At 59.5% G+C, this 12,628-nt stretch carries 12 protein-coding genes and 1 tRNA gene; 6 read left to right on the top strand and 7 right to left on the bottom strand.

The window, feature by feature from the left end; all coding sequences use genetic code 11:
• Positions 1-210: 210 nt before the first annotated feature.
• The 3 genes from AB4Z52_RS09855 to AB4Z52_RS09845 form a co-directional block, all read right to left on the bottom strand.
• Positions 211-287 (bottom strand) — tRNA-Arg (locus AB4Z52_RS09855).
• Positions 288-410: 123 nt separating this feature from the next.
• Entirely contained in the window at positions 411-1,928 is a 1,518-nt protein-coding gene (locus AB4Z52_RS09850) for an ATP-binding protein (protein WP_442217725.1), read from the bottom strand.
• Positions 1,929-2,111: 183 nt separating this feature from the next.
• Positions 2,112-4,166: a methyl-accepting chemotaxis protein gene (locus AB4Z52_RS09845; protein WP_442217724.1), complete on the bottom strand. Its 2,055-nt coding sequence runs from the start codon at positions 4,164-4,166 to the stop codon at positions 2,112-2,114.
• A 455-nt stretch (positions 4,167-4,621) separates the two neighbouring features.
• Here AB4Z52_RS09845 and rpmH point away from each other — a divergent pair, with 455 nt between their 5' ends.
• The 4 genes from rpmH (at position 4,622) to yihA (ending at position 7,773) form a co-directional block, all read left to right on the top strand.
• On the top strand, positions 4,622-4,756 hold the full coding sequence (rpmH, locus tag AB4Z52_RS09840) for a 50S ribosomal protein L34 (RefSeq protein WP_111161739.1): 135 nt from the start codon (positions 4,622-4,624) through the stop codon (positions 4,754-4,756).
• A gap of 32 nt (positions 4,757-4,788) precedes the next feature.
• A complete protein-coding gene (gene rnpA / locus AB4Z52_RS09835; protein WP_442217723.1) occupies positions 4,789-5,178 on the top strand; it encodes a ribonuclease P protein component in 390 nt (129 codons plus the stop codon).
• The gene (yidC, locus tag AB4Z52_RS09830; protein ID WP_442217722.1) at positions 5,178-6,980 is read left to right on the top strand and encodes a membrane protein insertase YidC; all 1,803 of its coding nucleotides are present in this window, start codon (positions 5,178-5,180) and stop codon (positions 6,978-6,980) included. Before rnpA ends, yidC begins: the two co-directional genes overlap by 1 nt.
• 133 nt (positions 6,981-7,113) lie before the next feature.
• Complete coding sequence (gene yihA / locus AB4Z52_RS09825) at positions 7,114-7,773, top strand: ribosome biogenesis GTP-binding protein YihA/YsxC (protein ID WP_442217721.1); 660 nt, start codon at positions 7,114-7,116, stop codon at positions 7,771-7,773.
• 55 nt (positions 7,774-7,828) lie between these two features.
• Here the strand turns inward: yihA and AB4Z52_RS09820 are convergent, their stop codons facing one another.
• The 3 genes from AB4Z52_RS09820 to AB4Z52_RS09810 form a co-directional block, all read right to left on the bottom strand.
• On the bottom strand, positions 7,829-8,386 hold the full coding sequence (locus AB4Z52_RS09820; protein WP_442217720.1) for a fasciclin domain-containing protein: 558 nt from the start codon (positions 8,384-8,386) through the stop codon (positions 7,829-7,831).
• A gap of 236 nt (positions 8,387-8,622) precedes the next feature.
• Complete coding sequence (locus tag AB4Z52_RS09815; protein WP_442217719.1) at positions 8,623-9,342, bottom strand: anti-sigma factor; 720 nt, start codon at positions 9,340-9,342, stop codon at positions 8,623-8,625.
• Positions 9,339-9,878 carry a sigma-70 family RNA polymerase sigma factor gene (locus AB4Z52_RS09810; RefSeq protein WP_442217718.1) on the bottom strand — a complete coding sequence of 180 codons (540 nt, stop codon included), beginning with the start codon at positions 9,876-9,878 and terminating at the stop codon, positions 9,339-9,341. Before AB4Z52_RS09810 ends, AB4Z52_RS09815 begins: the two co-directional genes overlap by 4 nt.
• A gap of 187 nt (positions 9,879-10,065) precedes the next feature.
• On the opposite strand from AB4Z52_RS09810, the gene argB reads away from it, so the two are divergent.
• Positions 10,066-10,953, top strand: a complete 888-nt coding sequence (gene argB / locus AB4Z52_RS09805) for an acetylglutamate kinase (RefSeq protein WP_442217717.1) — start codon at positions 10,066-10,068, stop codon at positions 10,951-10,953.
• Here argB and AB4Z52_RS09800 read toward each other — a convergent pair.
• Entirely contained in the window at positions 10,950-11,726 is a 777-nt protein-coding gene (locus AB4Z52_RS09800) for an isocitrate lyase/PEP mutase family protein (RefSeq protein WP_442217716.1), read from the bottom strand. The two genes, argB and AB4Z52_RS09800, sit on opposite strands and share 4 nt — an antisense overlap.
• 125 nt (positions 11,727-11,851) lie before the next feature.
• On the opposite strand from AB4Z52_RS09800, the gene AB4Z52_RS09795 reads away from it, so the two are divergent.
• Positions 11,852-12,556, top strand: a complete 705-nt coding sequence (locus AB4Z52_RS09795; RefSeq protein ID WP_442217715.1) for a pyrimidine 5'-nucleotidase — start codon at positions 11,852-11,854, stop codon at positions 12,554-12,556.
• Positions 12,557-12,628: the final 72 nt, after the last annotated feature.

Below are 12,628 nucleotides of genomic sequence, written 5' to 3'. Positions count from 1 at the left end.
TCCCCTCCGGAGGTTCGCGAACCTTCGAAATTTGGCCGGCCGTTTGCGCCGGCTTTTCTTTTGCCCAAGCGCCAGGGCATCGCCGGCACCCCTCGACAGGTGCGCACCGGTCTCCTGAACTTTACGATCAGCTTTGCGGAGCGACAAATGTCCCACGGCTCCGGCATCTGCGGGAGGCATCCGCCGGCTAACAAAATGATTGGAGAATAGTGGCGCACCCGGAGCGATTCGAACGCCCGACCCCCAGATTCGTAGTCTGGTGCTCTATCCAGCTGAGCTACGGGTGCGTGACGAAAACGGGCAAAACCGTTTGCGTGGCGATCCTCTAAAACGTCCGCCATTCGAAAGCAAGGGGGTTTCTGAAAAAACCGCGATTTTCGTCGGCGCATCTCGCAAAGCCCTGACAGGCCTCATCTCTCGAGGATGGTGCGGCTGCGGTAGTCGTCGAGAGATACCGGCCGGTCGGGGATTTCGATGCGGAACTGCGTGCCGGCGGCCGGTTTTTCAACCAGCGCAATCGTGCCGCCATGGGCAAGCACGAGCTCGCGGGCAATCGCAAGACCGAGGCCGGTGCCGCCCGAACGCGCCGAACCCCTGAAGGCGGTGAAGAGGTTTTCCCGCGCCTTTTGCGGCATGCCGGGGCCGGTGTCGTCAACCGTGATGCTGACGACGCTGCCAATACGGCGGGCGGAGACGGTGATGCGTAACGTGCTATCCGGCTCGGTCTCGCGGTAAGTCATCAGCGCCTGGAGCGCATTGCGGCACAGATTGTGGATGACGCGGAAGAGCTGTTCGCTGTCGGCGTCGACCTCGAGATCCGGGCTCACCTGCTCGATGAACTCGATGCCGGTATCGGGATCGATCGCCAAGATATCCCGCACCTCTTCTGTGAGATCGCGAAGGTGCACCCTGCGGCGGCGCGGCGCGGATTCTGACGCCTGCCCGTAGGACAGAACCTCGGTGGTATAGCCGACGGCACGATCGATCGTGCGCAGGAGCTTCGGCGCGAAGCGCTTCACCATCGGATCGTCGACATCGACCAAGCGGTCGGACATCAGCTGCGCCGAGGCCAGGATATTGCGCATGTCATGGTTGATCTTCGAGACGGCCAGGCCGAGTGCCGCGAGGTTCTTCTGCTGTTTCAAAGTCTTCTGCAACTGCACCTGCATGGATGCGAGATGGCGGCCGGCAACGGAAAGCTCGTCGCGTCCACGATCGGGAACAAGCACCCGGCTCGGATCTTCCGGATCGTCGGAATAGGCCTGCATGCTGTCAGTCAGCCTGCGTATCGGGCGTATCATGATGCGATTGATGGCAAAAAAGATCAGCGTGGCCGTGACGAAGGAAAGCAGCAGCGACATTAGGAAGACGTTGCGCGAATAAAGGAGCAGCGCATCTCTGAGATTGGTGTCCTTCAACACCACCTCGACGCCGGTCGTGCCGTCGCCGACCGGGCCGAAGACGCGGATAATGCGATCTCCGCCGAAGAGGATCGTGTCCAGCGCATCGCGGATCGACGCCAACATGGAGACATCTGCCAAGTCATATTGATCATCGACCGATGACGGCATTTCGGCCGCTGCCAGTAGTCGCGAGGTACCGTCCTTGCGCAAAATGATGGCGCGCGTGCCGGTCGCCATCAATGTTTCCCGCTGCAGCGAGCGCGGCAGCTCCACCGGCTGAAGACCGTCAATGACAATCGCGGCGGCGGCGGCCGTGCTCAGACGGTTCTGCAACCAGCGCAGCCGCATGTTGGCGACGGAGGGAACGAAAATCAGAACTTCGGCGAACATGACGAACACGACGGTCAGGAGCAGCAGCTTGCCGGAAAGCCCACTGAAAATGCCTGTCGGGCGAAAGAACTTTGTCCCCAGGCGCGACGAAGCCTTGATGCCCTCGGCGGCGCTTACGTCCTGCCTATTTTCCATTTGCCGGTATCCCGCTTCGTCAGCAAGGCGAATTTCTTCAGGAACGAACATAGGAGATTGTTCCCCACATTCCAATCTCCATTGCTGCAATTGCGAGACCGTTTGAAATTGAGAAAAGCAAAAAAGGCGCCGCACTGTTTTGAACGCGGCGCCTTTTTGGGTTTTCAGGACGATCCTAGTCGATCAGAATTCTTCCCAGTCCTGCGACGCCGTCTGTTTTGCGGGTGCCGCGTTGCTGCCCGAGAAAGCCAGGGCGACATTGTTGATCATGCGGCGGGCCGGCGATTGGACAGGCCGGTGGACCTCTGTGCGGTGCGCTTCTGGGCGATGGCTCTCGGCACGACGCGTCTGCGGGCGCACAAGTACGGGCGCGCGCGTCCTCTCCTCGATCTTGAAGTGAGAGACGAGCCGCAACAGGCCGTCGGCCTCGCCGGAGAGCTTGTGGGTCGCTGCCGACGTCTCTTCGACCATCGCCGCATTCTGTTGCGTGACCTGGTCCATCTGGTTGACCGCGGTGTTGACCTCCTGCAGACCGGTGGACTGTTCCCGCGCCGAGGTGGCGATCGAGTGGATATGATCGTTGATTGCCAAAACGCGTGTCTCGATCTCTGCCAGCGCCTCGCCGGTCGCCTGGACCAGCTTGACCCCCACCTGAACCTCTCCGCCCGATTTCGTGATCAACGCCTTGATGTCCTTGGCGGCCTTTGCGGAACGCTGGGCAAGTTCGCGGACTTCCTGCGCGACGACGGCAAAGCCCTTGCCCGCCTCGCCGGCGCGCGCCGCCTCGACGCCGGCGTTCAGCGCCAGGAGGTTGGTCTGGAAGGCGATCTCGTCGATGACGTTGATGATCTGGCTGATTTCGCGGGAGGCCTGCTCGATGCGGCCCATGGCGTCGACGGCGCTGCGCACGACGGTGCCCGAACGCTCGGTGTTCTCTTTTGTCTCGGTCGCCATGACGCTTGCTTCCTGAGCGCGACCCGTCGAATTCTGGACAACGGCAGTGATCTCGTCGAGGGCGGCGGAGGTTTCTTCAAGGGCAGCCGCCTGTTGCTCGGTGCGCCTTGACAGATCGTCGCTGGCGCTGCGCAATTCGTTGGCGTTGCCATTGATCGATTCGGTCGTCTCGCGCACCTCGCGCATGGTGCTTTGAAGCGTCGCCAGCGTCTGGTTGACGTTCTGCTGCAACTCGCCGAATGCGCCCTGGAAGGAACCGCTCATCGTCGAGGTCAGATCACCTTCGGCCAGCGCTGCGATGACGCGGCGTGTTTCGGTGACACCGGTATCGACGCTCTGCAGCACCTCGTTGATGTTCCGGGCGAAACGGTTGAGGTTTTCGTCATCATAGTCCCTGTCGATGCGACGGCTGAAATCCCCGGCGGCAGCGGCAGCGACAACCAGCGACATACTGGACTGCAGGTCGTCGCTCTTGGCGCGCATCGCGGCTTCCTGGGCATTCATCCTATTGACCGCAAGACCATTCTGCTTGAATACCTCGACGGCGGCGGCCATGTCGCCGATCTCGTCGTTTCGACCTGCAAAGGGAACATCGACATCGAAATTGCCGTCGGCGACCTGCTTGATGGTCTCGGTCACCTTCTTGATCGGGCGGCTGAGATGTGCCGTGCCGATGTAGAGGCCGAGGCCAACGCCCGAGGCGATCCCTGCCGTGGTGATGCCGAGGAGCAACCAGAACATCATGTCACGGAAAGCATCAACCTGCTGGTCGATCGCGCTGAGTTCGGCTTTGTCGGTCTGAACGACCGCATCGATCTCGCCCTGGAAAGCCTTGCGGTTGGCGCGGTTGGCGTCGTTGTTACCCTGTTTGCCGGCAGCGTCCGGTCCATCGGTTGTTCCGAGCCGCGCGGTCTCCAGGCGGAAACCACGGAACTCCTTCGACCGGTCGACCAGGCTGTTGAACGCCGACTTCTGGCTGTCGGGCACGAGTGGCGACCAGCTGGCCAGAACCTTGTCGATCTCGCCGAGGTCGGCCACCAACCCATCGGCGAAGGTCTTTGCGGCCTTTGCGTCGTCGGCGGCGTAGATTCCGCGTGCTTCCATGACCACTGCCGTCACGTAGCGGTTCAGCCGCTCTCCGAGATGCGCTCGCTCCGCGACCTGTTCGTAGGTCTGAAGTTGTGCGTCATATTCGTGCATGGCGTAGAGCCCTGTTGCACCGATCACTAGCGCAGCTCCAGCCATGACGATAACGAGCAAGTTGATTTTGCCGCGGATTTTCAACGAAATACCTCCTGGAGGGCAAAGAGACGGCATGGGAAGGACCTCCTCCACACATATATCGATAAGCATTGACTAAAATACTTAATGTAAGCTTGCTCAGCCGACATATTAATCGGGATGATTTTCTGTAGGCCCGGACACTGGTTTCGTTCATTCCCAGGTGAAACCGCAGATATTGAAATGAAATTACAGGATAGGCCTCTTTGGAGGGGAAAAAATTCAACCCCTGGGAAATGCCGCAAGTATTAATAGCGCTTTGCGGGACTTCTTCGGCAGACGCTCTCGGAGCAACTTGAATCCGGCTAGGGATAATTGACTTTCGCGGGCTTCATCCCTATAAGCCGCGCACGTTCGGTGATGGAACCTGCTATTGCGGGTCCACAGTCGTGCGACCAACAACGCTCCTTGCACTATGCAAACCCAAGAAGGGCCGCACTCCGCGGTGTTTAAAATAAATGAAGCGTACCTATCAACCATCCAAGCTTGTTCGCGCACGCCGTCACGGCTTTCGCGCACGCATGGCTACCAAGGGCGGCCGTAAGGTCATCATTGCCCGCCGCGCGCGCGGCCGCAAGCGTCTTTCGGCCTAAGGCCGGATATGCCCGATAGCGATGGCGGGCGAATGACGAATGCACAACCAGATAAGACTGTCGGGCGGCTGAAAAGCCGGCCGCAGTTTCTTGCCGTCCGTGCAGGCGAAAAGCGCCGGGGAAATTTTTTCCTCATTGAAGCGCTGGACCGCAACTTGCCCGAGGCAGAGCCACGCGTCGGCTTTACCGTAACCAAAAAGCACGGGAACGCAGTGGAACGCAACCGCATGCGCCGCCGGCTGAAAGAAGCGGTGCGGCTACATGCCGGGTTTGCAATGCAGCCCGGACACGACTATGTGGTTGTCGCTCGGCGCGACGTATTGACCGCGCCCTTCGATGCGCTGGCCCGCGAGTTGGCTGCCCGCGTCGAAGCGAAGCCGAAACACCGCCGGCCGCAACCGGACCGCTCCAGGAAAGAATGATGGAAAAGAACCGCAATTACTTCATCGCGATCGGCCTGTCGGTGCTGATCGTTCTCGCCTGGCAGTTTCTCTATATGAATCCGCGTATCGAAGCGCAGCGCAAGGCCGAAGCGATCGCCAAGGCGCAGCAGCATCAGACGGAACAAACAACACCCGCCAACGCCCAGACGTCGGCTGCAAACACCGCTGCCAGCGGTGCCCTTCCCGCAGGCCAGGCAGCGCCGACAGCGCAGACGCTCGAAGAGGCACTTGCAAAGACCCCGCGCGTCACGATCGACACAGCTGCGCTTTCCGGCTCGATCAATCTTGCCGGCGCACGGCTCGACGACCTGAAGCTCAAGGGCTACCGCGAGACCGTCGATAAGACGAGCCCGATCATCACCCTCTTCAGCCCGGCCGAGACCAAGGACGGCTATTTCACCGAGCTCGGCTATATCGGTGGCGACAACTCCGGTGCTACCCCCGGGCCGGCGACGGTGTGGAAAGTTGCAAGCGGCGACAAACTGACCGAAAAAACGCCGGTCACGCTGAGCTATACCAACGACAAGGGCATCACGTTCAATCGCACGATCTCGGTCGACGAACATTACATGTTCACCATCGCCGACAAGATCAGCAATGGCGGCCAACAGCCGGTCACGCTTTCAAGCTACGGCCGCGTCATCCGCTACAACAAGCCTCTGGTCGCATCGACCTACGTCCTGCATGAAGGCTTCATCGGCGTCATCGGCGAGGACGGCCTACTCGAAAGCAAATATGCGGCAGTCGAGAAGGAAAACGTCGAACCCGCGAAGGCGACGGGTGGCTGGCTCGGCATTACCGACAAGTATTGGGCGGCGACCATGGTCCCGCCGCAGACGACGGCCTACAACGCGCGCTTCTCGCACTTCACCGACGGCCAGCCGCGCTTCCAGGCTGATTACAAGCAGGATGCGGTCACTGTCGCTCCCGGCCAATCCGTCGACCTGAAAAACCTCGTCTTTGCCGGCGCCAAGGAAGTGCCGGTCATCGACCAGTACGAGCAGAGCTACTCGATCCCGCGCTTCGACCGCCTAATCGACTGGGGCTGGTTCTATTTCATCACCAAGCCGATGTTCAAGCTCATGGACTTCTTCTATCGCTTCTTCGGCAACTTCGGCGTCGCCATCCTTTGCACCACCATCGTCGTCAAGACGCTGTTCTTCCCGCTCGCCAGCAAGCAGTACGCTTCGATGGCGAACATGAAGCGCATGCAGCCGAAGATGGAGGAACTGAAGGCCAAGTTCGGCGACGACAAGATGGGGCTGCAGCAGGCCACGATGCAGCTCTACAAGGAAGAGAAGATCAACCCTGTCGCCGGCTGCTGGCCGATCGCGCTGCAGATCCCGATCTTCTTCTCGCTCTATAAAGTGATCTACATCACTATCGAGATGCGGCATGCGCCGTTCTTTGGCTGGATCCGCGACCTCTCGGCTCCGGATCCGACCTCGTTCGTTAACCTGTTCGGGGCATTGCCGTTCGAAGCGCCGACCATGCTGCACCTCGGTGTATGGCCGCTGATCATGGGCGTGACGATGTTCCTGCAGATGCGCATGAACCCGACGCCGCCAGACCCGACCCAGGCGATGATCTTCAACTGGATGCCGCTGGTATTCATGTTCATGCTGTCGAGCTTCCCGGCCGGCCTCGTGATCTACTGGGCATGGAACAACACGCTCTCGGTGATCCAGCAGTCGATCATCATGAAGCGGCATGGCGTGAAGGTCGAACTGTTCGACAACGTCCGCAATCTGTTCCGACGAAAACCGGCCGAAACAAAATAGCTTTGAGAACCCCGGCAAAGTCCGGGGTTTTCTTTTGACAGAACCCGGCTGCATGGCGAGTTCGGCGCTGAACTTGACATTCAGGGCCAAAACCGTGAATTCATCGGCCCAAATAACAAGAGATCGCGAGCGCATGGCCGACGAAACCGCAAAGAACGACAAGCCGATCTTCGGGCGACCGTGGATTTTCATTCGCGGCGTGCCGGCGATGAAATTCCTGCCGCCCGAGGGGCCGCTCGAGATTGCATTCGCCGGCCGCTCGAATGTCGGCAAGTCGTCGCTGATCAATGCTCTCGTCGGTCACAAGGGCCTCGCTCGCACTTCCAATACGCCGGGCCGCACGCAGGAACTCAACTATTTCGTTCCCGACGGCTTTTCCGGCGAAGGCGGCGACTTGCCGCCGATGGCGCTGGTCGACATGCCAGGCTATGGCTACGCGCAGGCGCCGAAGGAGCATGTCGAGGCGTGGACGAAGCTGGTGTTCGACTATCTGCGCGGGCGCTCGACCCTCAAGCGCGTTTATCTCTTGATCGACAGCCGCCACGGCATCAAGAAGAACGACGAGGACGTGATGACGCTGCTCGACAAGGCTGCCGTGTCCTATCAGGTGGTGCTGACCAAGACCGATAAGATCCATGTCTCGGGAATGCCCAGGTTGTTGGCCGATACCAAGGAAAAGATCCGAAAGCGGCCAGCCGCCTACCCGGACATACTGGCGACCTCTTCAGAAAAGACCGAAGGCCTCGACGAGCTGCGACAAGCCATTCGCGAGACCGTCGGCATTACCCTATAGCCAAAAAAACCGCCGCCCCTGACCCCAGGGGCGGCGGCTCCATTGCCGACAATGATTACATCTTCGGCAGCAGAACCTTATCGACGACGTGGATGACGCCGTTCGACTGCTTGACGTCGGCGATGGTCACGTGGGCGATGCCGCCGGCTTCGTCCGTAAGCGTGATCTTGCCACCCTTATCCATGGCCTTGAGCACGCAGCCGCCGACGGTCTTGACGTCGTATTCGCCGCCAGCACCCATCACCATCTTCTTGATGGCGGAAGACATCTCATCGCCGGAAACGACATGGCAGGTGAGGATCTTGGCGAGCTTTGCCTTATTCTCAGGCTTCAGCAGGGTCTGCACCGTGCCCGGGGGAAGCTTGTCGAAAGCTTCATTGGTTGGCGCGAAAACCGTGAAGGGGCCTTTGCCTTCAAGGGTATCGACGAGGCCGGCAGCCTTGACGGCGGCGACGAGCGTCGTGTGATCCTTGGAATTGACGGCGTTCTCGACGATGTTCTTGGTGGCGTACATCGGCGCCCCGCCCACCACGGGATTTTTTGCAAAGGCGTCGCAGGTGCCTCCCGACACGACTGCTGCGACAGCCAGAATGCGGAGCGTGGTCTTGATCATTGGGTGTTCCTCTTCCTCTCTTTGAATTCACACATGCGAACTTTGTTACCCGCGACGTGGCTGGTCTTGACCATGCCCTCTGCTGCCCCGGACGTAGGAGATACGGCCGGCCCGGAAAAAGAGTTTCAGCAAAATCGAGATATTCGTGTGAAGGCTAAAAGGGATGAGAAATCCGCAAACGCCAAGCGCCCCCGGCATGCGCCAGAGCTGTCACAGAGCGGGTGTTCTACACGGATTTAGGGAAGGTGCACGGCACCGGAGGCGACAACTGGGCCCGTCGGCTTGCCGGTTGGCGAGCCGCCGAAGGGTTCGACGCTGACGGCCAGGATGACGCCCTCGGAGAGCTGACTGCGAATGCCCTGGGGAATGGCGATCTCGCCTTCGCCCGTCTGCGGCAGGACGCCGAGCGATTGGGCCGGATTGCTGCCGCGAATGAGCCAAAGCTGCAACGACTTTTCCTCCGGCTTGCCAGCCGCGACCGGCGTCACCTTCAGATGCCCGCTCGCTGCATCATAGGACGCCACCAGATTGATGGCGCTATTTTCCGCGCCAAGCGCTGCTACGAGCGGCTTGTTGCGCGGCGACAGGGCAGTGATATTGGCGTTCGTCGCTATCATGGCAGCGGTAATAACCAGCGAGGCAATCGCGACGGACCTCCAAAGGAGAAGCGAACTCCAAAGTCGGCCGTAAAAACCCTTAGTCGAACCGGCATCACCGAATATGCGGCGCTCGACCTTCGGAAAGACCGACAAAGACGGCATCAAAGCTTCATATTCATCATTGAAGGTCGAGAGGTTCTGTTCCCAGCGGCTGACGATCGCTGCAAATGGCCGGTCGCTGCGCATCCGTCGCTCGACCTTCTGCCTGTCCTCCAAAGAAAGGACGCCGAGAACATACTCGCCTGCGAGCACTTCGTCGCGGGAGCGGTCTCCCTTGCTTTGGTCAGGTGAACTCATCGGTCCATGCACTCTCTCAGTCGTAGCAGGCTGCGGCGCAGCCAAGTCCGCATCGTATTCAGCGGCACGGCGAATTGATCGGCAAGTTCCTGATAGCTGAGACCCTCGACATAAGCGCCACGGACCGCCTTCGCCCGATCAGCTTCCAACTCTTCCATGCAGCTGTCAATCCGCCTTCCCTCGCCCTTGTTCACAGCCTGGCTTTCGGGGTCCGGCTGGCTATCGGCAAGATCGTACGCTGAGTCTATTTCGTCGGCGACAGGCTTTCGCGCCCGAATGGCATCTATGGACTGATTGCGGGCGATTGCCATCAGCCAGGGCATGGCAGGATTGTCCGACGCGACATACCGGTCGGCACGCTGCCATATTTTCACGAAGACCTCCTGAAGCACCTCCTCGGCATCTGTCCTGTCTTTCAAGATACGCAGGCAGACGCCGAAAAGTTTCGGGCTGGTCTTGTTGTAAAGCTCTGAAAAGGCGCTCTGTTCGCGCAGCGCCACGCGGCTGATGAGAACGGCGACATCGTCACTGGCCAATCAAAATTCCCCGCTCCCTCGAAGCGACGCATATTAGAAGAAAACCTATGGCGGGCAAGGCGAATGTCAAAGGTTTCCGGCTCGATGGAAGCAACGGTGCACGGCTTCAAAACTAATCGCATCGTCGTTATTCCATCTGTCAAAAACTTGGGATAAAACGCCGCGATCAATTCCTGCGGGGTGTCCCATGACCGAGTCTGAAAGCGAAACACAAGCACGTCTGCTGGCCCAGGCTCTACCATACATGCAACGCTACGAAAACAAGACGATCGTGGTGAAGTATGGCGGCCATGCTATGGGCGATGTCGAACTTGGCAAGGCGTTCGCAGCCGATATCGCGCTGTTGAAGCAGTCCGGCGTCAACCCGATCGTGGTTCACGGCGGTGGCCCGCAAATCGGCTCCATGCTGACCAAGATGGGCATCGAATCGAAGTTCGAGGCGGGCCTGCGCGTGACGGACCAGAAGACGGTGGAAATCGTCGAGATGGTGCTGGCGGGCTCGATCAACAAAGAGATCGTCATGCTGATCAACCAGACCGGCGAATGGGCGATCGGTCTTTGCGGCAAGGACGGCAACATGGTCTTTGCCGAAAAGGCGAGAAAGACGGTCGTTGATCCGGATAGCAACATCGAGCGGGTTCTCGATCTCGGCTTCGTCGGCGAGGTTGTCGAGGTTGACCGCACCTTGCTCGATCTTCTGGCGAAATCGGAGATGATCCCGGTCATCGCTCCGGTCGCACCCGGCCGCGACGGTGCCACCTACAATATCAACGCCGATACATTTGCCGGCGCGATCGCCGGTTCGCTGAAGGCGACGCGCCTGCTGTTCCTCACCGACGTGCCCGGCGTGCTCAACAGGAACGGCGAGCTGATCAAGGAGCTCTCAGTGTCCGAGGCCCACGCCCTCATCAAGGACGGCACGATCTCCGGTGGAATGATCCCCAAGGTCGAGACCTGCATCGAGGCAATCCAGGCCGGCGTCCAGGGCGTCGTCATCCTGAACGGCAAGACCGCCCACGCGGTCCTACTCGAGATATTCACCGAGCTTGGCGCAGGTACGCTTATCGTTCCCTAACCCGCTGTGGTTCCATAGATCTCAGCGGCTTCGTTCTTCAGCCTTTCGATCATCGCGCGATATGGTCCCGGACCGTAGCTGATGCGGCCGACCCCGAGGCTTGCAAGGGTCGATCGATCAGGGACGCCCGAAAACATCATGATGTTGACGGGCAGGGTCACGCGATCGCAGAGCTTTCCGATCAGATCGGCATCGGCAAGGCCGGGCGCGAAGAAGCCACTGGCGCCGGCTGCAGCATAGGCCGATGCTCGAAGGACCGCGTCGTCGATCAGGGCGGCGTGCTTCGTTGCATCCTTCTCCTTTAGGAAAAGATCGGTGCGCGCATTGACGAAGAACGGCATCTCGCGCCTCTCCGCCATATCGCGAATGGCCCGGATGCGGGCCGACTGAGCAGCGATCGAATGCACACCCTGCCCGCCGATGACCTGGTCCTCGAAATTTATCCCGACGGCGCCGCAATCGGCAATCATCGAGACATTGGCGGCGACATCGTCGGGATCAAGCGCAAAGCCGCCTTCGAAATCGACAGTGAGCGGCAAGTCAGTTGCGCGGGAAATCAGCCGAACGATGTCAGCAAGCAGTGTGAGCGGGAGCGCCTCACCATCGCCAAACCCCTGGGCTGCTGCAACCGACCAGCTTCCCGTGGCAAGCGCCTTGGCTCCGCCTTTTGTCACCGCGCCGGCGCTTCCGGCGTCCCAGATGTTGTAAAGGACGAGCGGATTGCCCTTCTGGTGCAGTCGCGCAAAATCCTCAGCCTTGTTTGCCTGCTCCATCACGATTCCTCCCTCGTATTTTCGCCGGACTTGAGTTCTAGCCCGCATCCGGCGACGTATCAATGATGACTGGTAACCGCGATTTCCGTTTTGCACGCCTTGCTACCCGTGTCATAAGAGCCGCCATGACAGAGATAAAAACCTTACCCGCCAAGACCGATTTCTCGCACGTCCGCGACTGGGTGTTCGACCTCGACAACACGCTCTATCCGCACCACGTCGACCTGTTCTCGCAGATCGACCGCAACATGACGGCCTATGTTGCGGCGTTGCTCAAGCTGGACCGCGATGCCGCGCGGATATTGCAGAAGCAATATTACCTCGAGCACGGCACGACGCTTCAGGGACTGATGATCCATCATGGGGTCGATCCCGATGAGTTCCTCGAAAAAGCGCATGCGATCGACTACACCGGTCTCGAACCGCAGCCCGAGCTGGCAGCGGCAATCAAAGCCCTTCCCGGCCRCAAGTTCATCTTCACCAACGGCAGCGTTGGGCATGCGCAGGCAACCGCCGGCGCGCTTGGCATTCTCGACCATTTCGACGATATCTTCGACATCGTTGCGGCCGAATATGTTCCAAAGCCCGCCGGCAGCACCTATGACAAGTTTGCAAGCCTTCATCGCATCGACACGAACAATGCCGCCATGTTCGAAGACCTGCCGCGCAACTTGAATGTGCCGAAGGTGCTCGGGATGCGGACCGTCCTTTTGGTGCCGCAAAATCTCGAAGGGACATTCACCGAATGGTGGGAACGACGAGACGACGGCGACGATCATATCGACTATATTACCGATGATCTGACCGCGTTTCTCCAAGCGCTTGTCTGAGCGGATTTATTAGATATTACAAAAGTTTAATCCATCTTACCGATGTTTAATTGGTTGTTTTTCCGGTTCCGC

This window comes from Rhizobium sp. 2YAF20 (genome assembly GCF_052114685.1).
Classification (GTDB): Bacteria; Pseudomonadota; Alphaproteobacteria; order Rhizobiales; family Rhizobiaceae; genus Rhizobium.
This window is presented reverse-complemented; position numbering and strand designations above follow the sequence as displayed.

Coding starts and splice junctions, on each gene's coding strand:
- yidC (WP_442217722.1), top strand. CDS start 5,178: ATGGAAAAGAACCGCAATTACTTCATCGCGATCGGCCTGTCGGTGCTG.
- AB4Z52_RS09800 (WP_442217716.1), bottom strand. CDS start 11,726: ATGGAGCAGGCAAACAAGGCTGAGGATTTTGCGCGACTGCACCAGAAG.
- yihA (WP_442217721.1), top strand. CDS start 7,114: ATGGCCGACGAAACCGCAAAGAACGACAAGCCGATCTTCGGGCGACCG.
- AB4Z52_RS09850 (WP_442217725.1), bottom strand. CDS start 1,928: ATGGAAAATAGGCAGGACGTAAGCGCCGCCGAGGGCATCAAGGCTTCG.
- rnpA (WP_442217723.1), top strand. CDS start 4,789: ATGACGAATGCACAACCAGATAAGACTGTCGGGCGGCTGAAAAGCCGG.
- AB4Z52_RS09820 (WP_442217720.1), bottom strand. CDS start 8,386: ATGATCAAGACCACGCTCCGCATTCTGGCTGTCGCAGCAGTCGTGTCG.
- argB (WP_442217717.1), top strand. CDS start 10,066: ATGACCGAGTCTGAAAGCGAAACACAAGCACGTCTGCTGGCCCAGGCT.
- AB4Z52_RS09815 (WP_442217719.1), bottom strand. CDS start 9,342: ATGAGTTCACCTGACCAAAGCAAGGGAGACCGCTCCCGCGACGAAGTG.
- rpmH (WP_111161739.1), top strand. CDS start 4,622: ATGAAGCGTACCTATCAACCATCCAAGCTTGTTCGCGCACGCCGTCAC.